Source organism: Cohnella rhizoplanae (assembly GCF_948329515.1).
Classification (GTDB): domain Bacteria; phylum Bacillota; class Bacilli; order Paenibacillales; family Paenibacillaceae; genus Cohnella; species Cohnella rhizoplanae.
In genome coordinates this window covers 246,553-268,831 of sequence record NZ_CAOJCN010000001.1, presented here as the reverse complement: position 1 = coordinate 268,831, position 22,279 = coordinate 246,553, and the positions used below count along the sequence as shown (strand labels likewise).

Below are 22,279 nucleotides of genomic sequence, written 5' to 3'. Positions count from 1 at the left end.
CCCGCAGCGGCGGCATCAGCTTTCCTTCTGCCGTCTCTCCAGGGCGATAATCTCTGTCAATATTTGCGCGGCGCGCAATGGATCGCCGGTACGCTCCGCTCGGTTCATTTCCTCGTACAAGCTCTGCAAATCGTCTTTTTTCGTTACCTGTCGCTCGACCGTCCGAATGCAATCCGCAAGCTCCCGCTCCCCGAAGGGAACCTCGATCAGCGCGATGGCGCTGGCCGCGCGTTCCAGCCGGTCGTCCTGCAGCATGGCGATGAATCTTCCTATGTCGGGCTGGTTCCCCTGCGCGTAATAGGCATATAGATAAGCAGCGATTGCCGCGTGATCCTCCACGTGGAAGCGATCGCCCAGTTTCTCCTGAACGATCCCCGCCGTCTCGCCGTCCTGCAGCATCCAAGACAGCAGATACTGCTCGGCTTTGACGTAGTCGACGGATACTTTGGGAAGCTTGGCCGAACTTCGATTATCATTCCATTCATTATTCCACGATCCGCCCGGAATATCCCCAGCCGTTCCCAATTTCTCCTGCTGCCTAATCTTGAATACGTCCTGCTTCAAGCTGTCCGTCGAAGCGCCGAATTCCTGCGCCAGCTCCTTCAGCGTCAGCTCCCGTTCGGTGGCCGATTCGCGCCTGGCCACGAGCTTGATCGCGTCCTCGAGATATCGGAGCTTCCCATCTTCTTCTAGCAGTATATGGGATTTCCTCAAATAGATGAGCTGAAATTTGAGGGCCGATACCGCGCCTTCGACGATCTCCCGCATGAAGGCTTCGGAGCCGTAGGCCGCGATGTATTCGTCCGGATCCATCTTGCCGGGCAGAACGCCCACCCGCACTCTGAAGCCGGCGTTCTCCAGCAGCGGGATGCTCTTGCTCGCGGCGGCCATCCCCGCGTCGTCCCCGTCGTAACAGATGACCGCCTCGTCCGCGTAGCGCTTAAGCAAGGCGGCGTGCTCGCCGGTCAGCGCGGTGCCCATCGTCGCCACGCCGTTGTGGACGCCGGCCGACCAGGCCTTGATGACGTCCATATATCCTTCGAGCAGCACGACCTGCCTCGTCTTGCGGATCACGCCCTTCGCCGCATGGAACCGGTACAGCGTCCGGCTCTTGCTGAACAGCGGAGACTCGGGCGAGTTCAGGTACTTGGGCTGGCCGTCGGACATCAACCGCCCCGCGAAGGCGATGATCTTGCCGTCCGCGTCATGGATCGGGAACATCACGCGGTCGCGGAACCGGTCCACGAAGCCTTCGCCCTCGTGCCGCCTCGAGAGGAGCCCGCCCCGGTCCATCTCGGCCAAGTCGTAGCCGCGCTTGTCCAGCGCCTGCGTCAGCGTATCCCATCTGGCCGGCGCATACCCGAGCCCGAACTCCTCGATCAGCTTGTCCGTCATGCCGCGGTCCCGGAGGTAGTTCATCGCCCCCGTTCCTGCCGCTGTGTTGCGCAGCACGGCATGGTAGAACTTCGCCACGTAGGCATGCGCCTCGGTCAGGACCGAGCGTTCCTTTTGCCGCTCCGTCTGCTCGCCCTCGGGGGCCTGCCAGTTGATCGGAATGCCCGCTTCCTCGCACATGCTCCGGATCGCTTCGGGGAACGTCTCGTTCTCGATTTCCATGACGAACTTGACCACGTTCCCGCCTTTTCCGCACCCGTAACAATGGAAAATCTGTTTCTCCGGCGTCACCGTAAAGGACGGGGTCCGCTCGGAGTGGAAAGGGCACAGCCCTTTCAGATACTTGCCGTTTCTGGACAACTGAACGTAACGACCGACGGTCTCCGCAATGTCGTACCGCCGAAGCACTTCGTCGATCGTCTCTTGTGGGATCATGCCGTTATTCATTTTAAGCCATCCGCCCTGCCGTTCGATTTCGGCACGTAATACAATTCGCTAAGAGAACGAATTCTCCTGCAACTTCCGGAGCAGCAATGTCAGTTTTTGTTGAAATCGGTCGCGATCTTCGTCCGTGAACGGCTTGGGCCCCCGCGTGCGCATGCCGCCGCGGCGCTGCTTGGCCGAGAAATGCCGCTGCGCCAGCAGCCCGTCGATATCGTCCTCGCCGATGATCTTGCCGCGCGGCGTCATCACCGCGGCCCCGCGCGCGAGGCCGAGCGCAGCCAGACCGTAATCGCCGGTGACGAGAATGTCCGACGCCCTCAGCGCGTTGGCGATATAGAGATCCGCGGACTGGTCGCTGGCGTCCACCGTGACGACGTCGACGCCTTCTTCCGCGCGCAGGACATGGGCGTGCGAAGACACGAGCAGGGCTCTGGTGCCAGCGGCCCTCACGCATGCGGCGATCTCCGGCTTCACCGGACAAGCGTCCGCGTCGACGACGACCCGGACCGGGTTTTGCAGCATTCGACACCACCGCTCATCGATTATGTTGTGAGTCCCTATTATATACGCTGTTTGCGGGTTAAATCCTTCCTCGAGCCCGAAAATTCACGCGAACTTCCGGTAAGAAAGCAACAACCAGCCGCCTTGAAGGCATGCCGGTTGTCCGCCGCTGCGATTGTCGATTCGCGTCTATTTCTCCAGCCGTTCCATGATCAGGCTGGCCGTCTCCTCGACGGCTTTGTTCGATACGTCGATGATGATGCAGCCGAGCTTCTTCATGATGCCGTGCGCGTACTCGAGCTCCTGCTGGATGCGCTCGGCCGTCGCGTACGACGCCGTGTTCGGCAGCCCGAGCGCCTTGAGCCGCTCGATGCGGATCGCGTTCAGCGCATCCGGCCGGATCGTCAGCCCGAACACCTTGGCCTTGGGCACCAGGAACAGCTCCCGCGGCGGCGTAAGCTCCGGAACGAGCGGCACGTTGGCAACCTTGTATGTCCGGTGCGCGAGGACCATGGACAGCGGCGTCTTCGACGTGCGCGAGACGCCGGTCAGCACGATGTCCGCCTTCATTACGCCGGTCACGTCGCGCGCGTCGTCGTAACGGACCGCGAACTCGACCGCCTCGACCTTTCGGAAATAGCCGGCATCGAGTACGTGGTTCAGTCCCGGCTCGTGCCTGGACTGGCAGCCGAAGCGCTGCTCCATCTGGTCGATGAGCGGTCCGAGCAGATCGATCGCGGAGATGCCGCGCCTGCTCGACTCCGAGGACATATACGCCCGCAGCGCGTCGATAACCAGCGTGTACAGCACGACGGCGCGCTCGCTCTGCGCGGCCTCGAGGACCGCGTCGATCGCTTCCTCCCGCTGGATGAAGCCGGCCCGCCTGATCTGCACCTTGAGCGGGTGGAACTGCGCCGCCGCCGCGCGCACCGCCAGCTCGCCGGTATCTCCGGCGGAGTCGGATACGACATAGACGGTCACGCTTGTTGCTTGCATGGGGAACACCTCCCGTTCAAGTCGCGGCGCCCGGCCGGATCAGCCCGCCAGCTTCGCGAAGTCCGCGAAGCCCCGCACGTCGTCCGCGATCAGCCCGAGCAGCGCCAGCCGGTTGCGGCGGATCGCCTCGTCGTCGGCCATGACCATGACGGCCTCGAAGAACGAAGCGATCGGGCCGCTCAGCTCGGACAGCGCGGCCAGCGCCTCGGACAGCCTCGCCTCCGCGGTCGCCGTCAGGATCTTGCCGTGCGCGGCGATCCACGCTTCGTACAGCGCGCCCTCAGCCGGATCGGCGAACAGCGACGGATCGACTTGGCGCGAATCCCCGCCCTTGGCGGCCAGGTTCGCGACGCGGCCGAACGCCTCCGCCGCCGGGCGGAACGCCTCGCGGCCGCTCCCGCCTGCAGCGGCCTGCAGCGCCTGCGCGCGCAGCACCGTGCGGCGGACGTCGTCGCAGCCGGCGCCGAGCGCCGCGTCGGTGACGTCGTAGCGGATCTGCTGCTCCGTCAATACGTTCTTTACCCGCAGCGCGAAAAATTCGCTCAGGTCCTTGGTCACGTCGAACGCCTCGCGCTTGCCGAGGCCGGCGGCGGCGTAGACGTCGAGCGACAGCCTGAACAGATCGGACAGCTTCAGCTCGAGGCTGTGCGCCAGCAGCGTCGAGACGATGCCCGCCGCTTGGCGTCGCAGCGCGTACGGATCCTGCGAACCGGTCGGGATAATGCCGATGAGGAAGCAGCCGACGATCGTATCGAGCTTGTCGGCGATGCCGACGATCGCGCCGACCAGCGACCCCGGCGGATTGTCCGAGGCGTTGCGCGGCGAGTAATGCTCGTTGATCGCCTGGGCGACCGCCGGATCCTCGCCGAACTTGCGCGCGTAATCTTCGCCCATGATGCCCTGCAGCTCGGGGAACTCATACACCATTTGCGTGACCAGGTCGAACTTGCAGATGTCGGCCGCCCGCGACGTCCGGACGCGAACCGCCTCGTCCGCCCGCAGCAGCTCCGCGAGCTTGTCGGCGGTCGCGCGGATGCGGCGAACCTTGTCGGCGACGGTGCCCAGCTCCTCGTGGTAGACGATGCTCTCCAGCTTCTGCAGGAAGGCGTCGATCCGGCCCTTCTGATCCTCTGCGTAAAAGAACTTCGCGTCCGAGAGGCGCGCGCGAAGCACCTTTTCGTTGCCCCTCGCCACCGTGGCGAGCATGGCTGCGTCGCCGTTGCGCACGGTGACGAAGTGCGGCTGCAGCTTGCCCTCCGCGTCCAACACCGGGAAGTAGCGCTGATGCTCGCGCATCGAGGTGATCAGCACCTCCTGCGGAATCTCGAGGAAGGCGGGATCGAACGAGCCCGACAGCGCGGTCGGCGTCTCGACGAGGAACAGCACCTCTTCGAGCAGGTCCTCCTTGATCGCGATCTGCCACCCATTGGACCGGGCCAGCTCGCCGAGCTGCGCCAGAATCGCCTCGCGCCGCTCCTCGACGTCGACGATGACGTGCTGGTCCCGGAGCTTGGACACGTACTCGGAAGGGTCGGCGATCACCGCGTCCGCACCGAGGAAGCGATGCCCGCGCGTCGTGCGGCCGGTCTCGACGTCCGTGATCGCGAACGGCACGACCGCTTCCCCGTGCAGCGCGACGAGCCAGCGGATCGGACGCACGAAGCGAAGGTCGTAGGCGCCCCAGCGCATGTTTTTGGGGAACGTCATCGAAGTGACGATCGCCGGCAGCGCCTCTGGCAGCAGGCCCGCGGTCTCCACGCCGATGCTGGATTTGTTGGCGTAGACGTACTCGACGCCGCCGAGCTCCTTGAAAAACAGCGCGTCCGGCTCCACCGCGTTGCTGCGGGCGAAGCCGAGCGCGGCCTTCGTCCAGGCGCCGCTCTCGTCCCGCGCGATCTTGCGCGCAGGTCCCTTAACTTCCTCGCTGACGTCCTCCTGACGGTCGGCCAGCCGCTTGACGACGACGGCGAGACGCCGCGGCGTCGCGTAGGCGGTCACGCCTTCATGCGCGAGACGATTGTCCGCGAGCCATTTTTCGGTCTTGTCCTTGAGTTGCTCCATCGCGCCGCGCACGAACCGCGCCGGCACTTCCTCGAGGCCGATCTCGAGCAGCAGATCCTTAGGCATTTTGGGGCGCCTCCTTCTTCAGCAGCGGGAATCCGAGCCGCTCGCGTTCCTGCAGGAACGTCGCCGCGACCGAACGCGCCAGATTGCGGACTCTCGCGATATAACCCGTACGCTCCGTAACGCTGATCGCGCCGCGCGCGTCGAGCAGGTTAAAGGTATGGGAGCACTTGAGCACGTAATCGTAAGCCGGAAACACGAGATTTTCATCCATCGCGCGCTTCGCTTCGGCTTCGTAAGTCGAGAACAGGTTAAAGAGCATCGCCACGTCCGACACCTCGAACGTATACTTCGAATGCTCGTATTCCGGATGCTTGAACACGTCTCCGTAAGAGACGCCGTTCACCCATTCCAGATCGAATACGTTCTCCTTGTCCTGGATATAGGAGGCGAGGCGTTCCATGCCGTACGTAATCTCCACGGCGACCGGGTGGCAGTCGATGCCGCCGACCTGCTGGAAATAAGTAAACTGGGTAATCTCCATGCCGTCCAGCCAAACTTCCCAGCCGAGGCCCCAGGCGCCGAGCGTGGGCGATTCCCAGTTGTCCTCGACGAAGCGGATGTCGTGCCGGAGCGGGTCGATGCCGAGCCGTCTCAGGCTCTCAAGATACAACTCCTGGATGTTGTCCGGCGAAGGCTTCATGATCACCTGAAACTGGTGATGCTGATACAGCCGGTTGGGATTCTCGCCGTAGCGTCCGTCCGCCGGACGGCGGGACGGCTCCACGTAAGCGACGTTCCAGGGCTCCGGTCCGATCGTCCGCAGGAACGTCATCGGGTTCATCGTGCCCGCGCCCTTCTCCGTGTCGTACGGCTGCACGACGATGCAATCCTGCTCCGCCCAGAATTGCTGCAGCGTCAGGGTCATCTGCTGAAAATTCAAATCCGCCACTCCTTCGTAATTTGGGATCGAATCCGCCAATTGCGCGGCGCCGGAACGCGACAAAAAACTCCCGTCCCACGTCTGCCGCGCAGACATAGGGACGGGAGCTTGATCCCGCGGTTCCACCCTACTTGACGCCCGAAGCGATCGCCGTAAGGCCGGGTCCGCTGTATGCGGCCCGCTCCCGCGTTCCTTCGTTTGCCCGCTCTTTGGTATGGCCGTTCTCTCCGGAGCGCCCTTCGCCGGTTCGTCGCGCCGGGCTCGCACCGCCCCCGGCTCGCTGCAGCTGCCGACAGGCAACCGGCTACTCTCTCCTTCAACGAGACACATGCCATCGTTATGGCAACATTCTATCCGATCGATGTCTCGGATGTCAAATGGCGGCGCCTACTCGCGGATCGTCACCTTGACCGGAGAATACTCGGCGATGACGGTCTGGCCATGGACCGACACGCTGCCCTCCGGGGTCAGATCCTTCTCGGTCATGATGCCGAGCGCGATCGTGAAGCGGTTGAACTTGACCGGCACGTTGCGCTCGCGGCGCACCTCGGCGCCGTTCAGGTAAAAGACGACTTCGTCCTCCGCGCGGTTATATACGATCTTGTACGTATTGAACTCGCGCGCCTTGAAGTTCGTATCTTCCTGGAATACGCAGAAGAATCGGGTCTTGTCCGACTTCGGCACCTCTACGCCAGGGAACGGCAGCACCGCGTAGACGGAGGCGTACTTGTCGTTGCCGGCGAAAAAGTCGAGCGCGGCACCGGTCGTAAAGTCGAGCAGGTTGAGGGACACATAACCGTCGTATAGATCGCCTGGCGCCGTGCCCGTGCTGCGGGCGCGGATGTCGAGTTCGAAGCTGACTTCGCCCCGCTCCGGCACGACGACCTCCTCGACCGAATAGTACATGTGCTTGGCGTTGTCGAGAATCTGCACCCGGTCGTGACTCCGGCTGAGCGGCGCACGCACGTACAGGATGCCGTTGCGGACGATGACGACCGCGTCCGGCTCCCGATATTCCCAGAACGTGCCGTCGGGCAGCGGAAAACCGCCGATCTTCCATGTCTCGCCTTCGGACAATATGCGGTGAAAATCGCCGAAAACCAATTGTTTCTCCATCGCGGCAGTCACTTCCCGTCAAGTTAATGGATAAGGCCCTGTATGATCAAGCATAGGATGAGAACGGATCCGCAGCGGTTGGCCGCCTGCACGGATGCGCCCATGAGCGGCAGATACGCGCGCGAGCTGTTCTGCGCCTGAAGCCTGCCATAGGTGAGGTAGAGCGGGATCCCGGTAAGCAGCCCTGCCAGCGCATAATACGGCAGCGCGCCCGCCAGCACGGCCGCGACCAGCGACAGCGCCGCGAGCCCGAGCAGCAATCGGGAGAACTGCAGCGCGCGCCGTTCTCCCCAGACGACGACCAGCGTCCGCTTGCCGGCTGCGCGGTCCGCCTGCCAATGGAGAAAATGATGGTTGAACAAAATCAGCGTGGTGAGCAGCCCAATCGGCAGCGACAGCAGAATCGCCCGGTAATCGAACGTCGACGTCTGGACGTAGTAGGAGCCGAGCACCGGCAGTACGCCGAACGCGAGCAGGATCGCGAGCTCGCTGTAGCCCTTGCCCCGGTAGCCGAATCGGATCGGCGGCGCCACGTAGAAATAAGCGATCAAGCCGCCAAGCGCGCCGAATACGAATGCCCAAATCCCGCTTAGCCATGCCAAAGCGATGCCGCTGATCGCCGCGATCGCGAACAATCCCCAAGTGACCGCCGCGAACGTCCGCAGGCTCCACACGCCGTTGGTCAGATACCCCGAGTTCGTGCCGATGGCGCCCTCGGTATTCTTCGCTGCCTCGTCCGTGCCGTTCTTATAGTCCCAGAGATCGTTGATCATATTCGAAAACAAGTGAGCGGCGCCGGACCCGACGAGCGTCAGCAGCAGCAGCCAAGCGTTAAACGCGCCGTCCCATACGTATGCGCCCAGCGCGCCGAGGGCGACGGGCATCAGCATGACCGGTATGACGCGCATCCGCGAGGCCTTCATGAACCGTTTGAATTTATCCAATGCCACGCATCCTTTCGTCTACTTTTCTATGAATTTGCGCATAAGAAAACGGCTTCGCCGTCCTGCCGGTCAAGCGAACCCGTATCCAAGCTTGCATCGCGTATGTTACTTACTATAGTATAGCACACTCTGTCGAATTAGGGTACCGGTTTGAAGAAATCGTCCCCCCGCTCCCATTGGTCCAAAAAATGCCGCGACTTGAGATTCAGCGCCAGATGATGATCGTACCACCGCCGCATGACCTGAGCCAGCTGCTTGGCCGTAGCTTCCTTGACCGTCACGTTGCCGAGCCTGCGCATGTCCATCGCGGAGAATACGCGCAGCAGCTTCCATACGCCTTCATCAAGCTCCATCGCCCTCGGATCGCGATGGCGACAGAGCTGGCACAGGGCGCCGCCCCCCGCCGCGCTGAAATAAAAAGGACCATCCTCCCGCCCGCAGTTCGCGCAGGCCTCCAGCATCGGCGCGTAACCCGCCACGGCCGCGATCTTCATCTCGAACAGCCGAGCGACGATTCTCGGCTCCTTGCCTTCGGAGATCGCCTGGAGACCCGCATGAAGCTGGTGGTAGAGATAGGCTCCCGCGTCCTCGTCTTGAATGGCGCGGTCGCACAGCTCCACCATATACGAAGCATAGGCGGCTTGATCTAGCCCTTCTCTCAGCCCTCTGAACGAATCTATGATCTCGCCGTTGTTCAGGCTGCCGAGGCCGCCGCCCTTGTAAAAGGAAAAATCGCCGAGCGTAAATAGCTGGGCGAGCGATGAATAGCGGCTTTTCGGTTTGCGGGCGCCCTTGATCACGATGCCCTGCTTGCCCAGCGACGGCGTCATGATCGTGACGATCTTGTTGCCTTCCCCGTAATCGATGCTGCGAATGACGATGCCTTCCGTCCGATAGAGCAACGGCCTCTCCCCGTTTCTGTCGCCCCGTCGGGGCGGGGTCACGCGCCGCCTGCCATCGCGGTGCGCGCCGGGCGCGGGCAGAAGCCCATCCTTAAGACAAAGCTCCCGCGCCGTCCACTTCCCCTTCGCCCTCTGGAACCGGCTGGTCCGGCGCCAGACCGGCGGTTCCGGGCTGAATCATTTCCTTGTACAGCAGGTAGGCTTCGATATCGCCGGTCTGCGTAAAGACGTGCCACGTGAAGTCCCGCACAGCGTCACATCCTCCCGGTGGAAATGAAATCTTCCCATATCGCCACCGTTAGAATGCCACCGCGCGCATCCCCGTATGCCTGTCAACATTTGTCCTAAAAGCCGGAAGTCAATCGTTTCTGAAGCCGAGCGTCTTCAGCACCGATTCCCGGTTGCGCCAATCTTCCTTGACCTTGACCCACAGCTCCAAAAAAATCTTGGATCCCAGCAACCGCTCCATGTCGTGACGCGCCCGCTTGCCGACTTCCTTGAGGGCGGCGCCGTTCTTGCCGATGATGATCCCCTTCTGCGACGGCCGCTCGACGTAGATGACCGCGCCGATGTTGACGACGCCGTTGTCGCCGGTCCCCATGCTCTCGATCTCGACGGCAATGGAGTGAGGAATCTCCTCCCGCGTCGTCTGTAGGATCTTCTCCCGGATCAGTTCCGCGCAGATGAACTGCTCCGGATGGTCCGTGATCTGGTCTGCCGGATAGTACATCGGGCCGTCGGGCAGATAGCGGCCGATCTGCTCGAGCAGCGTGTTCACGTTGTTGCCGTCGCGGGCCGACACCGGCACGACCTCCGTGAAGTCATGCAGCTTGCTGTATTTGCCGATAATCGGCAGCAGCGCCTCGGGCTGCACCTTGTCGATCTTGTTCAGCACGAGGAAGACCGGCGTTTTCACCTTTTTCAGCTGCTCGATGATGAATCGGTCGCCGCCCCCGAGCTCCTCCGATACGTCGGCGAGGAACAGGATCGCTTCGACCTCCTCTAGCGCCCCGAGCGCCGACTTCACCATGAAGTCGCCGAGCTTGGAGTTCGACTTGTGAATGCCCGGGGTATCGAGGAAGACGATCTGCTTGTCATCCGTCGTATAAACGCCGTGAATCTTGTTGCGGGTCGTCTGCGGTTTGTCGCTCATAATGGCGATCTTTTGTCCGATCACCTGGTTCATCAGCGTCGACTTGCCCACGTTCGGCCGTCCGACGATCGCGACGAAGCCCGACTTGAATTTGCTTTTCGAATCGCTCATGCTTGGTTCCTTCCCTCCGCCAGCCTAGCCGGCGTGAATGCGCCGGGCAGCAGCTGCCCGACCGTCATGATCGATAGATCTCCCTTATCGTTGCCCATGATGACGGGCATGTCCGGTCCGCCCAGCTCGACCAGCACCTGGCGGCACACGCCGCATGGCGTGATCGGTCCCTCGGTGCGGCCCGTGACGGCGATCGCGCGGAAGCTGCCCGGCGCGTGGCCGTCCGCGATCGCGCGGAACAGCGCCGTGCGCTCCGCGCAATTGCCGGGACTGTATGCGGCGTTCTCCACGTTGCAGCCGTAGTGGATCGCTCCCGTGCCGTCGACCAGCGCCGCTCCGACCTTGAAGTTCGAATACGGCACGTAGGCGTTCTCCATTGCCTTGGACGCCTCTGCGAGCAGCTGCTCCGGCGTCCATCCGAGCGCCTCTAGATTAATGTCCCCCATCTGTCATCCTCCGAATCGGGGCGGTCCGCCCCGAAGTTGTTAGCCTGCGAAGCGCTCCCACAGCGGGGGCAGCAGCACGATCAATCCGACCGCGGCCGCGAATATCGAAGCGATCAGCACCGCGCCGGCAGCCGTATCCTTGGCCGCCTTGGCCAGCTCGCTCCGCTGCATGGAAGCGTGGTCTACCGCCCGCTCGACGGCCGTGTTGACCAGCTCGGCGCAGAGCACGGCCGTGCAGGCCGCGAGCAGCCACATCCAGTCCCCGCGCGGCAGATCGAGCCATCCGGCGGCGGCCAGCACCACCGCGCTCGCCGCCAGGTGGAACCGCATATGCGGCTCCGTCCGCAGCGCGTACGCGATCCCGGCGAGCGCGTGCCGGAACGACGCCGGCTCGGACTGGTTGCGGCTCACCGCGTGAGGCCCGCCCGTGCGAGAATGGCTTCCTGCTTGGCGAACATCGCCCGTTCATCGTCCTCCGTGCCATGGTCGTAGCCCATCAGGTGCAGGAAGCCGTGCACGAACAGAAAGCCGAGCTCCCGCTCCGCGCTATGTCCGTATTCGTGGGCCTGCTCGTGCATCCGCGGCACGGAGATCACGATGTCGCCGAGCAGCTCCTCGATGCGTTCGGCGCCGGATGCCTGCTCGCCGTCGGCCGGCGATTCTTCGTCGCCCTCTTCGCCGTAGGCGATGTCGACCGTCGCGGTCTCGTAATCGTCCTCGTACCGGATCTCCAGCTCCTCGGCGCCCTGCTCCCGCATCGGAAACGACAGGACGTCGGTCGCCTTGTCGAGGTCCCGGTACATGCGGTTCAGCTCCCGTATGCCCTCGTTGTCCGTCAGCGTCAGCGTGACGATCCCCTCGGTGACGCCCTCCGCCTCGCCCGCTTCGTTCAGGAGCCGCGTCAGCAGCGCCGGCCACCCGCTCTCTCCCGCCGCCGCGGCATCCGTCCGCTCGTCCACCCATTCCAGCTTCAGGCTCATGCTTTTCGCTCCTTTTTGTCGATCTCGTTTTTAACGGCGTTTTCTTCCGGATATTTGATCCGCGAATGGAACATGCCGATCACGGTCGTTTTCAGCGTCTCGGCGATCTGGTTCAACTCCCGCACGGTCAGGTCGCATTCGCTCAGCTGCCCGTCGTCGAGCCGGTCCTTGATAATCTTGGCGATGATCGATTCGACTTGCTCCACGGTCGGCGCGCCCAGCGACCTCACCGCGGCCTCGACGCTGTCCGCGATGCCGACGATCGCGGCTTCCTTGGACTGCGCCTTGGGGCCCGGATAACGGAAATCGTCCTCCGTCCATTCGTTCGGCACGCCGGCCTGCTCCGCCAGCTTGGCCGCCTTGTAATAGAAAAACTTGAGGAAGGTGGTCCCGTGATGCTGCTCGGCGATATCCCGGATCTGCTTGGGCAGCTTGTAGGCCTTCAGCATCTCGGCGCCGTCCCTGGCATGCGCGATGATGATCGAGGCGCTGACCTTGGGGTCGAGCTTGTCGTGCGGGTTGTCCCCGCCGTTCTGGTTCTCGATGAAGTACAGCGGCCGCTTGGTCTTGCCGACGTCGTGGTAGAAGGAGCCGACCCGGCAGAGCAGCCCGTTCGCGCCGACGGACTCCGCCGCGGCCTCGGACAGATTGCCGACCATCAGGCTGTGGTGGTAGGTACCCGGCGTCTCCGTCAGCAGCTTGCGCAGCAGCGGATGATTGGGATTGGACAGCTCTACGAGCTTAAGCGCGGACAGGATCCCGAACGTCATCTCGAAGAAGGGCATGATGCCGATGACCAGAACCGCGGTCAGAAGGCCGCTCCCGAACATGAAGCCGACCGACTGGACGAGCTGCGTACGATCCGGATCGGGACCGACGAGCGTGAGCGCGGTTACGGCGAACGAGCCGAACAGGCTGACCATGATCCCCGCCTTCAGGATCGCGGAGCGCTGGCTCGCGCGATGGATCGCGAGCACCGACGTGAACAGCACGACCGCCGCCACGAATCCGTAGCGGAAGTCGAACAGGCTCGTCTGCTCGACGTTCATCACGATGCTGGCATGAATCGCGAACAGCAGCGAGCTGACCATCGCGGTCTGGACGTCGATCAGCAGCGTCACGAGCATGCTCCCCAGCGCGATCGGGGCGATGAACATCATGTATGGCCACGATTCGCTGTGGGCCAGCGCCACCAAATGCATGACGAGAATATTGATCGCGAATATAAAAAGCAGCATCAGCCAGTCTACGTTCGTCCGCTTGAGCGCGGGCTTGGACGCCGCGGCGGACAGCTCGGCGTAAGTGTAGAGCGCGAGCATGAACAGAATCGACAGCATCAGCGCGCCGAGCTGCGGCCAGTACGTCTTCTGCTCCTTGAGCAGCCCGAAGCCGTCCAGCCTTTCGTACGTCTCCTGGTCGATGACTTGTCCGGCGTCGACGATGACGTCGCCCTGCTTGATCACCACCGGAGGCGTATTCTGCTTGGCCTGGACCTTGGCCTCCTCGGTCGCGTCCTTGTCGTAGAACTTGTTGGGCGTAAGGACGAACCGGGATAGCTCCTGCACGATCTCGCGCTGCGTCTTAAGGGTCAGCGAGCTGCCGTTGACCAGCTCGGCCACCTTGGCGCGCGCGGCTTCGGCGTCCGTGATCGGGTCGGCCATCAACCGGCGGACGACGTCCCGGCCGACGGTACGCATCTCCGCGATCTGCTCCGTTGTGAGCTTAGGCAGCTTGTAGAACGTTTCTTCGGGCAGCCGGTATGACTGCGCCTGCACCGCTTTTTTCATTTCCTCGAATAGGCTCGCCGAGTAGGTCCCCGAGCTCGTGCTGATGAACGTATCGATGAACTGATCGACCCGGTCCGGCAGCTCCGTCCGGTAGATCTGGATCTTCTGCTCCAGCGTCACCTGGTCGTCCTGGTTGAGCTGGTCGATGCGGACGAGAATGCTGTCGATGAGATTTTCGTTGTGCAGCGCCACGTAAGGATAGATGGCGCCGATCTTCTCGGCCGCTTCCTCCTGGGCCTTGAGCGTCGCCTTCTCGTCGGTCGCCTGATGCGGCGCCTTGATGTCGTGCTCGCTCTTCGCGCCAAGCGTGATATCGTACGTCTCCGGCACGAGGCGCGTCGCCAGGCTGAAATAAAACAGCAGGACGAAGGCGAGCAGCAGCAGTCCCTTGACCGCCGCGCTCTGCTTCCATCCTGCAGCAACAAAGGAAGATAAGGTACCCGCCGGGCCGCTTCGTGTCCGATTCATCCGGCGTTCGCTCCTTTACGTATTTGTCTCGTCGTCCCTCTGATAGGCCACGATGATCTTCTGGACGAGCGCATGACGGACGACGTCTTGCTCGGAGAAGTACACGAGTCCGATCTCGGGAATGTCCTTCAGAATGCGCTGCGCTTCGTTCAGGCCGGACTTCTTGCCCTTGGGCAGGTCGATCTGCGTGACGTCGCCGGTGATGACCATCCGGGAGCCGAAGCCGAGCCGCGTCAGGAACATCTTCATCTGCTCGCCGGTCGTATTCTGCGCCTCGTCGAGGATCACGAACGAGTCGTCCAGCGTGCGTCCGCGCATATAGGCCAGCGGCGCGATCTCGATCATGCCCCGCTCGAGCGCCTTGGCCACGCCCTCGGGTCCGAGCACGTCGTTCAGCGCGTCGTAGAGGGGGCGCAGATACGGATCGACCTTCTCCTGCATGTCGCCGGGCAGGAAGCCCAGATTCTCGCCGGCCTCCACGGCGGGACGCGTCAGCAGGATGCGCTTGACGCGCCCCTCCTTGAGCGCCGCTACGGCCGACACGACGGCCAGGTAGGTCTTGCCGGTACCGGCTGGACCGATGCCGAAGACGATGTCCTTTTTGCGGAGCATCGTAATGTAGTGCCGCTGGCCGAGCGTCTTGGGGACGATCGGCTTGCCTCTGAACGTCGTCGTGATCTCGCCCTGGAACAGCGCCAGCAGCTGGTCGGCCTTCATCTCGCGGGCCAACTCGAAGGCGTAGCGCACGTCGCGCTCTCCGACCGTCAGGCCGCTGCGGATCAGCTGCAGGACGGTGTCGAAAAATTGCTGAAGAGACCGCAAGTCGCTCTCCGCGCCCTCGACGGTAATCTCAGCGTCGCGGGAATGGATAACGGCTGCCGTCTCCTGTTGGATCATGCGAAGAAACTTGTCCTGCGGACCGAATAGAGCCAGTCCCTCCGCGGCGTTGCGGAGAGGAATCGTGATTAGGTGCCTGCTGTCAGTCAAAAAGCCTCATTCCCCCTGCATATTGGGATCGGTCGCGATCGGGCGCCGTACGGCAATCGATTGTTCGATTTCAAACAGTACACGTATCATCACTTTACCATTCTCCGTTTGTTCATGCAAAATTTTTTCCGCCTTGATGACGGCGTCGTTGCCCGCCGCGGACAGCGCTTCCGCTCTCGCCTGCGCCAGCCCGGCTTCCCTCGCCGCCTCCGGCGTCAGGCGTTCGCTTCTTTTCTCGACCGCCATCTCCTTCTCCTTCAGGACCGCGACGGGCAGCGTCCAGCTCCCCCATTTGAATCTCCGCCAATCCGCGAAGGTTCTGGAAGCCGCGTACGGATCCTGGCCGTAGCCGCCCGTCTGAAGCGCCCGGTTGCCGATGACCAGGTAGGTGCGATCCGCGGAATCGCCCGTATAATAATTCGTGCTCCGCGCGAGCGGGGACACGATGCTGTACTCATGCCATACGAGCCCGCGCACCTCGCCTCGGGAAGCGACCAGCTTGATCCGGTCGGCCTCGCCGAGCTGACCGGAGATCAGCGTCTCGCCTTTGCGCACGCGCGCGTTGCGCGCGACCTGCGGCCGTCCGCTCTCCGCGACGATCCGCGTCACGACGGCATCGGCCTTCGCGATCAGGTCGCTGGGACCGCTCTCCGCCTTCTCCTCGGGCTTGTTCGAGCGGACGACCGAAATGACGTAGCGCGTCCCGCTTTTCTCGACGCCTACCCACGCGGCATCCGGCAGCCGGCGGGCGAGCCGGTGCGCCAGCTCCGAGGTGTCGGGCAGGCGGGGCGACCACTGCAGCGGCCGGATGCCCTCCGCGGCGGCCGCCTTGCGAATCTCGGCCTCGGGCACGGTCTCGTCCGTGCGGACCTGCACGTCCCAGATCAGCGTGGACAACGCGAACAGCGCGGCGACGAACAGCAGCAGGCCGCCGGCGAACGTCTTGCGCCGCGACAGGCGGCCTAGCTTGAACGGCAGCCCGCGGCGCTCGAGCACGCGGGGTCGGCTTCCGGCCAGCCGCAGCAGCGGGCGAAGCGCAAAAAAGTCCGGCACGGACACCCGGAAGGACAGACGGCCTTCGCGGTCGTAGGCGATGTCCCAGAGCTCGATCCGGTTGGTGCCGGCCGCGTTCAGAAATATCCGGCTATCCCCGCCGACAATCCTCACGCGCACGCTGCCGCGGATGTAGCTTATCCAATGATCCTTCAACGGCTTCTCCCCCTGTCTTGCCGGCTTGTCCGCCCGCCCGGAGCGCGATAGGCGCGGATGCGCCCGTCGCGCCCCGGGCGCTCGTCTATGCGCCCGGCGGCGCCATCGCGAGGCCGAACGCCGCGGTTCGGCCGGAATGCGGCTTCAATCGCCCGGGTGCAGCAGCACGCCGGTGATTTTCCCTTCCACGAACACTTCCTCGCCGCCGATAAGCCGGATGACGAGATCGCTGCCCATGATCTCCAGTTCTCCCCGGTCCATCGCGAGCCGCAGCCGGTCCTGCGAGAAATGGAGCACGCCGCGGTGATTCTCCACCGTAAGCTGCAGCCCGGCGATCATCGTGATCCTCGGCACGTCCAACACGACGTCCTGCGGCAGATCGAGGACACGGGCCGTCCACTTGCGCAGCTTGCGTCCGACACGCGGCATGACGCGTCCCCCTCCCATACGTCTCATCTATATGCGGTCGCGGCGGGGATTATGAGAATGACGGCGGCGGTATCCGCGAACGAACGAGCGCGCGCAGGCACGACGAATACGCCGCTTCGCCTGACAGGGCAGGCGAAGCGGCGTATAGGAATGCGGTTCGACAGACGAATCTATCGGAAATTAAAAACGGCCATCAAGCCAATCTATCATTCCGCTTGCGGCTTGCCGCCCGTCCGATAGACGTGCGCAGGCATCCCGCCGACGCCGGGAGCATACACGAAAACGCAGCCGGCCAGCGGCTCGTCCCGCAGCTGCGCCTCGCTGAGCCCGACGCTCGCCGTCGTGATATACAGTAGGTCCAGCCCGTCGCCGCCGAAGCAGCAGGACGTCACTCTGGACGCCGGCACCGCCACGTGCTCCAGGCATTCTCCGGTATCCGGATTCCAACGGGTCACGCAGCCGCCGTCCCAGTGGGCGACCCACAGCATCCCTTCGCGATCCACCGTCATGCCGTCCGGATATCCTTGCTCCGGCGGAATGCGGCATACCGTGCGCCGATTCGCGATATCGCCGGTCGCGGCGTCGTAGTCGAACCGATCGACGCGGCCCGTGGACGTATCGATGTAGTACATGACCGTCTCGTCGAGACTCCAGCCCAGCCCGTTGGAGCACCCGACGTCCCCGAACATCCGGCGCGCGGTGCCGTCGCCGTCCAGCCGGTACAAGGACCCGGTGAGCGCCTCCCCCTCGATCGGCATCGTACCGGCCCAAAATCGGCCCGACGGATCGCATTTGCCGTCGTTGAACCGGTTGCCCGGCAGATCGACCTCGGGGTCCGCGATCGGCTCCAGCCGCTCCGTCCGCATATCCAGATAATAGAAGCCGCGCTGCATCGCGCATGCCAGACGCCCGTCGCTCGCGGGCACGACCGCGCCGATGCGCTGCCCTACGGGGATGCGTCTCCGCGCGCCGGTGGAAGGCGTATAGAGATGAATGCACATGCCCTCGATATCGATCCATAACAGCTGCTTGGCCTCCGGGAGCCACAGCGGTCCTTCGCCCAGCGCCGACTTGACGTCGGTCAGCGCTTCCGGCCGGTTCGCCATCCGTAATTCTCCTCTCTTATGGGCGGTTCACCGGCCCGCGACCAGCCGGTTGGTCAAGACGCCCAATCCGCCGATCTCCACGGTCACGATATCCCCGTCCTTCAGGTATGCCTGCCGTTCCGGCGGGTATCCCATGACGACGCCTTCGGGCGTCCCCGTAAGTATAAGGTCTCCCGGCTCCAACGTGAAGTGCTTGGAGATATAGCTGACGATCTCGTCGCAGCGGAATATCATGTCGCCGGTGTCCGAGCGCTGCCGCAGTTCTCCGTTCACCGTCGTGCGGACCGGTAGCGCGTTCGGATCGCCCGCCTCGTCGGCCGTGACGAGCCAAGGCCCGAGCGGCAGGAAGCCGTCGCATGTCTTGCCCAGCAACCACTGGCTCGTCCGCAGCTGCAGATCCCGGGCGGACAGGTCGTTCGCGTTGCAATAGCCGAATACATAATCCAAGGCTTCCTCGGGCTCGACGTTCTTGGCGCGCCGCCCGATGACGATCGCGAGCTCGGCCTCGTAATCGACCTTCGTCGATACGGCAGGGAGTACGACGTCGGACCCATGCGCCGTCAGCGCGTTGTTGAACTTGCTGAAAAGAATCGGCCGCTCCGGATACGGCGAGTTCGTCTCCTCCGCGTGCTTGCGGTAATTAAGTCCGACGCAGACGATCTTGCCGGGGTCGGGCACGCAGGCGGCTAGCGCGAGCGAGGCTTCCTTCCGCCACACCGAAGCGTCTCCGAACGCCTCGGACCGGGCCAAGTCCGCCAGAGAGCGCAAGGCCGCCAGCCCCGGCTCTCCGCGTTCGATGGCCTCCCGGACCGTGAGCGGCGTCAGGTCCGCGGGCCATCGCGCGGCGGCCGCCGCGACGTCGAGCACGCCGTCGGCCGCATGGACGGCCAGCCGATGCCGGCCGTCTTCCTTATAGGTGAGCAGTCTCATCGATCATTCCCCTTCGGCATCGCCGACGCGAAGCAATATTTTAATTTCCTTTCCCGGCGCCCGGGTCAGCTTGTCGAACCAATACGGGCCTTGATCCAACCCGGCCACGGTCAACCGGTCCCCCAGACCGATCTTCCCCGCGGAGACCGCTGCCAGCGCATCGGCGAAGTTGCGTCTGGAATAAGCGAATGACCCGAGCAGCTTGAGCTCGCGTCTGACGACGTCATTAATATCGAGCGTCGTCTCGGCTTGGTGAAGCCCCGTGAATACGACCTTGCCGCCGTTGGCCGCGGCCGAGGCGCACAGGGTTCGCGTCGCGGCCGCGCCGACGGCGTCGATCCCGGCCTGCACGCCGGCCCCGCCCGTCAGCTCGCGGACCGCCTCGACCGCATCCCGCTCCTTCGGGTTGATCGTCAACGCGCCCAGTCCGGCCGCGAAGGCCAGCCGTTCCTCGCTTAGGTCGACCGCGATGACGCGCTTCGCGCCCTGAAGTCTGACCGCCTGCAAGGCGAATAACCCGATCGGACCCATGCCTGCGACGAGCACCGTGTCCTCAGGACCGGGCGCAGCCAGCTCCGCGACGCGCATGCCGCACGCCGCTGGCTCGGTCAGCGCGCCTTCCATGAGCGTCACGCGATCCTCGAGCGGGTGCACGAACGCCGCCGGCACCGTCACGAATTCGGCATTGCTGCCGGGCAGCGCCGCGCTGAGCAGCCTGCGGCCGGGGCATAGCGACTCGACGCCGGCCGCGCAGTAAGCGCATTGACCGCAGGTGATCAGGGGATTCGCCGTGACCCGCATGCCTGTGCGCAGTCCCGACGACGCCGTTCCGGATCCCGTTTCCGCGACTACGCCCGAGAATTCGTGCCCGAATATCATCGGCGGCTTGCGCAGCGAATTATGGCCCAGATACCCGCTGAGCTCGGAACCGCAGATGCCCGAATATGCGACTCGGATGAGAACCTCGCCCGCCTGCGGGGCCGGCATGGGGACATCCCGCAGCTCCATCCGCTCGGGTCCCTCGTATACTAATGCTCTCACTTGCTGCGCCTCCCCTCACTTCACCTTTCCTCTCGCGGCGATGCGCCAGGTATCCAGTACGCGCTCGCCGTCGACGACATGCATCTCGTCCAGCATGTTGACGACGGCGCAGCAATGCGACGGTATGATCTCCAGCTTGTCACCGACAAGTAGGTCCCGTTCGCCTACCGGCAGCGTCAGGATGCCGTGCTCTTCGTTGAACCAAGATACCTCAATGTCCGGGCGGCCGACGACATAGCCCCGTCCCGTCCCGATCGCGGACGCCTCGCCGTCCATCGTGAATACCTTCGTCCCCGCGTCGATGACCGCCCGGTCCGGCGCCGGCCGGCTGACCACGGTGACCAGCACCGTCAGCGCGCACTGCCCGATGGCAAGCGCCTGGGCTTTGACCATCATGACGTCGCCGAACACGTAGGTACCCGGGCGGATCTCCGTAACGCCCGCCATCGCGGAGGCGAACCGCCCCACCGGGGTGGAGCCCGCGCTCACCGATTCGATCGCATAGCCGAAGCCGCGGAGCGCCTCGGCCGCTTCCCGGGCGGTCTCGGCCTCCTTCGCGGCGATCGACTCCCGGCCGGCGTCGGTCTCGGCATCGTAGGAATGCCCCGCGAAGACCAGGACGCCGCACACGCGAATGCCCCGATGCGGGACGAGCGCCGCCGCCAGCCGGTCGAGATCCGCGCCCGGAAGCACGCCCGCCCTGCCGTAGCCGGGGTCCACCTCGATCCAGACATCGACGACTAAGCCCGCTTGCAGGGCCGCCTCGGAGATGCCGGCAGCTGCTTCGTAGCCGTCGCAGGCCACCGTGATCTTCGCGCGCTTCGCGAGCGCGATCAATCGCGCCAGCTTCGCGCTGCCGACGACGGGATAGGCGACCAGAATATCGCGCACGCCGCCGTCCGCCATCGCTTCGGCCTCCCCCAGCTTCGCGACCGTCACCCCGACTGCGCCGGCCTCGAGCTGCAGCCTGGCGACCTCCGGCGTCTTGTGCGTCTTGGCATGCGGCCGCAGCGCGATGCCCGCCGCGTCGGCATATCCCTGGTAGCGGCGGATGTTGTCCAGCAGTTTGGCACGATCGACCAGAATGCACGGCGTATCGAGCCGGCTTTTATGCATGCCTATCTCCCCCTGTTCGGTTCGCGCCTTCCCGGGCCGCGCCCGCTATGCCAGCTGTCCGCCGTCCGCGACGATACAAGCACCGTGCACGAACGCGGCGTCGTCCGATGCGAGGAAGGCGAATATCCCCGAGATATCCGACGGCTTGCCGACCCTGCCGAGCGGGATATGCGCTTCGATATACCGTTCGACGAACGCCGGGTCGTCGATCGCCTCCGACATCGGGGTCTGGATGTAACCGGGGCATACCGCGTTCACCCGAATGCCCGATGCGCCGAGCTCGATCGCCATCGTCTTCGTCAGCAGCACGACCGCGCCTTTGGAGGCGTTGTAGTGGGCGTACTTGGCTTCGCCGGCGAGTCCGTTGGTCGAGGCCATATTGATGATCGCGCCTTGGCCCCGTCCCATCATGTGCCTGGATACGCGCTGCGCCACGTAGAACATGCCGTTCAGGTTCACGTCGATCATTTTCCGCCAACGGTCGTCCCGGATGTCGACGAACGGCTCTTCCCAGGCGATGCCGGCGTTGTTGGCCAATATATGGATTGCGCCGTGCGCGCCGACGATAGCGGCCACCGCCTCGTCGACCTGCTCGGGCCGGGATACGTCCAATGTGCGCCGGGAAGCCGAAAAGCCCGCGGCAGTCAGCGACTGCTCCGCCTGAACCAGCTGCTCCTCCTTGACGTCCGCGAGCACGACATGCGCGCCCTCCGCCGCGAACCGCTCCGCGATCGCGAAGCCGATGCCCTGCGCCGCGCCGGTCACGAGTGCGACGCGGTCTTTAAATCGCTGCATGGCGCATCCTCCCCTCCGTCATTCGGTCTTGCATGCGATGGCGTCCACTTCCACCTTGATGCCGTCCAGCCCGGCTTCTATGCAGCTGCGCGCGGGATAAGGCGCATTGAAGTACGTCCGGTAAACGGCGTTGAACCGGTCGAAGTCCGCCATGCTCGCCAGGTACACGCCGACCTGCACGACGTCGTCCATCGTATACCCGCCTGCCTCCACAATCGCCCGGATATTGTCCAGCGTCAGCCGGGTCTCGGCCTCGATGTCGCCGCTCTGAATGTGCCCGGCCGAATCGATCGGTCCCTGTCCGGAGACGAACAGCAGATGGCCCGCCGCGATCCCTTGCGAATAAGGGCCGCCGCCGGGAGATGCTTGCGGCGTGCTGATTGCTTTTCTCATATACCGTCTCTCCTCGCGCTATA

General features: G+C 63.9%; 23 protein-coding genes. All 23 read right to left on the bottom strand.

The window, feature by feature from the left end:
• Positions 1-15: 15 nt before the first annotated feature.
• On the bottom strand, positions 16-1,842 hold the full coding sequence (dnaG, locus tag PQG80_RS01175; RefSeq protein WP_271749294.1) for a DNA primase: 1,827 nt from the start codon (positions 1,840-1,842) through the stop codon (positions 16-18).
• A gap of 48 nt (positions 1,843-1,890) precedes the next feature.
• Entirely contained in the window at positions 1,891-2,361 is a 471-nt protein-coding gene (locus PQG80_RS01170; RefSeq protein WP_271749293.1) for a YaiI/YqxD family protein, read from the bottom strand.
• Positions 2,362-2,529: 168 nt separating this feature from the next.
• The gene (locus PQG80_RS01165; protein WP_271749292.1) at positions 2,530-3,336 is read right to left on the bottom strand and encodes a pyruvate, water dikinase regulatory protein; all 807 of its coding nucleotides are present in this window, start codon (positions 3,334-3,336) and stop codon (positions 2,530-2,532) included.
• Between the two features lie 39 nt (positions 3,337-3,375).
• Positions 3,376-5,463, bottom strand: coding sequence for a glycine--tRNA ligase subunit beta (gene glyS / locus PQG80_RS01160; RefSeq protein WP_271749291.1), 2,088 nt, complete (start codon positions 5,461-5,463; stop codon positions 3,376-3,378).
• Positions 5,456-6,343: a glycine--tRNA ligase subunit alpha gene (gene glyQ, locus PQG80_RS01155; protein ID WP_271749290.1), complete on the bottom strand. Its 888-nt coding sequence runs from the start codon at positions 6,341-6,343 to the stop codon at positions 5,456-5,458. Before glyQ ends, glyS begins: the two co-directional genes overlap by 8 nt.
• Before the next feature lie 387 nt (positions 6,344-6,730).
• A complete protein-coding gene (locus PQG80_RS01150) occupies positions 6,731-7,459 on the bottom strand; it encodes a DUF6081 family protein (protein WP_271749289.1) in 729 nt (242 codons plus the stop codon).
• Between the two features lie 23 nt (positions 7,460-7,482).
• Positions 7,483-8,403, bottom strand: coding sequence for a prenyltransferase (locus tag PQG80_RS01145; protein ID WP_271749288.1), 921 nt, complete (start codon positions 8,401-8,403; stop codon positions 7,483-7,485).
• Positions 8,404-8,540: 137 nt separating this feature from the next.
• Positions 8,541-9,305, bottom strand: coding sequence for a DNA repair protein RecO (gene recO, locus PQG80_RS01140; RefSeq protein WP_271749287.1), 765 nt, complete (start codon positions 9,303-9,305; stop codon positions 8,541-8,543).
• A 91-nt stretch (positions 9,306-9,396) separates the two neighbouring features.
• The gene (locus PQG80_RS01135) at positions 9,397-9,555 is read right to left on the bottom strand and encodes a YqzL family protein (protein WP_271749286.1); all 159 of its coding nucleotides are present in this window, start codon (positions 9,553-9,555) and stop codon (positions 9,397-9,399) included.
• 108 nt (positions 9,556-9,663) lie between these two features.
• A complete protein-coding gene (era, locus tag PQG80_RS01130) occupies positions 9,664-10,569 on the bottom strand; it encodes a GTPase Era (protein WP_271749285.1) in 906 nt (301 codons plus the stop codon).
• The gene (cdd, locus tag PQG80_RS01125; RefSeq protein WP_271749284.1) at positions 10,566-11,015 is read right to left on the bottom strand and encodes a cytidine deaminase; all 450 of its coding nucleotides are present in this window, start codon (positions 11,013-11,015) and stop codon (positions 10,566-10,568) included. The genes era and cdd overlap by 4 nt, the downstream gene beginning before the upstream one ends.
• Before the next feature lie 39 nt (positions 11,016-11,054).
• Positions 11,055-11,426 carry a diacylglycerol kinase family protein gene (locus PQG80_RS01120; RefSeq protein WP_271749283.1) on the bottom strand — a complete coding sequence of 124 codons (372 nt, stop codon included), beginning with the start codon at positions 11,424-11,426 and terminating at the stop codon, positions 11,055-11,057.
• Positions 11,423-11,995, bottom strand: a complete 573-nt coding sequence (gene ybeY / locus PQG80_RS01115) for an rRNA maturation RNase YbeY (protein ID WP_271749281.1) — start codon at positions 11,993-11,995, stop codon at positions 11,423-11,425. The genes PQG80_RS01120 and ybeY overlap by 4 nt, the downstream gene beginning before the upstream one ends.
• Positions 11,992-14,250 (bottom strand): HD family phosphohydrolase, encoded by a 2,259-nt coding sequence (locus PQG80_RS01110; RefSeq protein ID WP_271749280.1) that lies wholly within the window; start codon positions 14,248-14,250, stop codon positions 11,992-11,994. Before PQG80_RS01110 ends, ybeY begins: the two co-directional genes overlap by 4 nt.
• 15 nt (positions 14,251-14,265) lie before the next feature.
• The gene (locus PQG80_RS01105; protein WP_271749279.1) at positions 14,266-15,237 is read right to left on the bottom strand and encodes a PhoH family protein; all 972 of its coding nucleotides are present in this window, start codon (positions 15,235-15,237) and stop codon (positions 14,266-14,268) included.
• A 6-nt stretch (positions 15,238-15,243) separates the two neighbouring features.
• Positions 15,244-16,446, bottom strand: a complete 1,203-nt coding sequence (yqfD, locus tag PQG80_RS01100) for a sporulation protein YqfD (RefSeq protein WP_271749278.1) — start codon at positions 16,444-16,446, stop codon at positions 15,244-15,246.
• A 144-nt stretch (positions 16,447-16,590) separates the two neighbouring features.
• Positions 16,591-16,875: a sporulation protein YqfC gene (gene yqfC / locus PQG80_RS01095; protein WP_271749277.1), complete on the bottom strand. Its 285-nt coding sequence runs from the start codon at positions 16,873-16,875 to the stop codon at positions 16,591-16,593.
• A gap of 206 nt (positions 16,876-17,081) precedes the next feature.
• Positions 17,082-17,981 carry an SMP-30/gluconolactonase/LRE family protein gene (locus PQG80_RS01090; RefSeq protein WP_271749276.1) on the bottom strand — a complete coding sequence of 300 codons (900 nt, stop codon included), beginning with the start codon at positions 17,979-17,981 and terminating at the stop codon, positions 17,082-17,084.
• Between the two features lie 27 nt (positions 17,982-18,008).
• Positions 18,009-18,911, bottom strand: a complete 903-nt coding sequence (locus tag PQG80_RS01085; protein WP_271749275.1) for a fumarylacetoacetate hydrolase family protein — start codon at positions 18,909-18,911, stop codon at positions 18,009-18,011.
• Positions 18,912-18,914: 3 nt separating this feature from the next.
• Positions 18,915-19,952 carry a zinc-dependent alcohol dehydrogenase gene (locus PQG80_RS01080; RefSeq protein ID WP_271749273.1) on the bottom strand — a complete coding sequence of 346 codons (1,038 nt, stop codon included), beginning with the start codon at positions 19,950-19,952 and terminating at the stop codon, positions 18,915-18,917.
• Between the two features lie 15 nt (positions 19,953-19,967).
• Positions 19,968-21,068, bottom strand: coding sequence for an alanine racemase (locus PQG80_RS01075; RefSeq protein WP_271749272.1), 1,101 nt, complete (start codon positions 21,066-21,068; stop codon positions 19,968-19,970).
• Positions 21,069-21,113: 45 nt separating this feature from the next.
• Positions 21,114-21,863, bottom strand: a complete 750-nt coding sequence (locus tag PQG80_RS01070) for an SDR family NAD(P)-dependent oxidoreductase (RefSeq protein ID WP_271749271.1) — start codon at positions 21,861-21,863, stop codon at positions 21,114-21,116.
• Positions 21,864-21,881: 18 nt separating this feature from the next.
• A complete protein-coding gene (locus PQG80_RS01065) occupies positions 21,882-22,256 on the bottom strand; it encodes a RidA family protein (RefSeq protein WP_271749270.1) in 375 nt (124 codons plus the stop codon).
• Between the last annotated feature and the right edge of the window lie 23 nt (positions 22,257-22,279).

What these genes read in the sequence shown, in the direction of transcription:
- PQG80_RS01110 (WP_271749280.1), bottom strand. Translation starts at nt 14,250, where the DNA reads ATGAATCGGACACGAAGCGGCCCGGCGGGTACCTTATCTTCCTTTGTT.
- cdd (WP_271749284.1), bottom strand. Translation starts at nt 11,015, where the DNA reads ATGGGGGACATTAATCTAGAGGCGCTCGGATGGACGCCGGAGCAGCTG.
- PQG80_RS01075 (WP_271749272.1), bottom strand. Translation starts at nt 21,068, where the DNA reads ATGCATAAAAGCCGGCTCGATACGCCGTGCATTCTGGTCGATCGTGCC.
- PQG80_RS01150 (WP_271749289.1), bottom strand. Translation starts at nt 7,459, where the DNA reads ATGGAGAAACAATTGGTTTTCGGCGATTTTCACCGCATATTGTCCGAA.
- dnaG (WP_271749294.1), bottom strand. Translation starts at nt 1,842, where the DNA reads ATGAATAACGGCATGATCCCACAAGAGACGATCGACGAAGTGCTTCGG.
- PQG80_RS01065 (WP_271749270.1), bottom strand. Translation starts at nt 22,256, where the DNA reads ATGAGAAAAGCAATCAGCACGCCGCAAGCATCTCCCGGCGGCGGCCCT.
- PQG80_RS01070 (WP_271749271.1), bottom strand. Translation starts at nt 21,863, where the DNA reads ATGCAGCGATTTAAAGACCGCGTCGCACTCGTGACCGGCGCGGCGCAG.
- ybeY (WP_271749281.1), bottom strand. Translation starts at nt 11,995, where the DNA reads ATGAGCCTGAAGCTGGAATGGGTGGACGAGCGGACGGATGCCGCGGCG.
- PQG80_RS01170 (WP_271749293.1), bottom strand. Translation starts at nt 2,361, where the DNA reads ATGCTGCAAAACCCGGTCCGGGTCGTCGTCGACGCGGACGCTTGTCCG.
- yqfC (WP_271749277.1), bottom strand. Translation starts at nt 16,875, where the DNA reads ATGCCGCGTGTCGGACGCAAGCTGCGCAAGTGGACGGCCCGTGTCCTC.
- PQG80_RS01085 (WP_271749275.1), bottom strand. Translation starts at nt 18,911, where the DNA reads ATGAGACTGCTCACCTATAAGGAAGACGGCCGGCATCGGCTGGCCGTC.
- PQG80_RS01090 (WP_271749276.1), bottom strand. Translation starts at nt 17,981, where the DNA reads ATGGCGAACCGGCCGGAAGCGCTGACCGACGTCAAGTCGGCGCTGGGC.
- era (WP_271749285.1), bottom strand. Translation starts at nt 10,569, where the DNA reads ATGAGCGATTCGAAAAGCAAATTCAAGTCGGGCTTCGTCGCGATCGTC.
- PQG80_RS01165 (WP_271749292.1), bottom strand. Translation starts at nt 3,336, where the DNA reads ATGCAAGCAACAAGCGTGACCGTCTATGTCGTATCCGACTCCGCCGGA.
- glyS (WP_271749291.1), bottom strand. Translation starts at nt 5,463, where the DNA reads ATGCCTAAGGATCTGCTGCTCGAGATCGGCCTCGAGGAAGTGCCGGCG.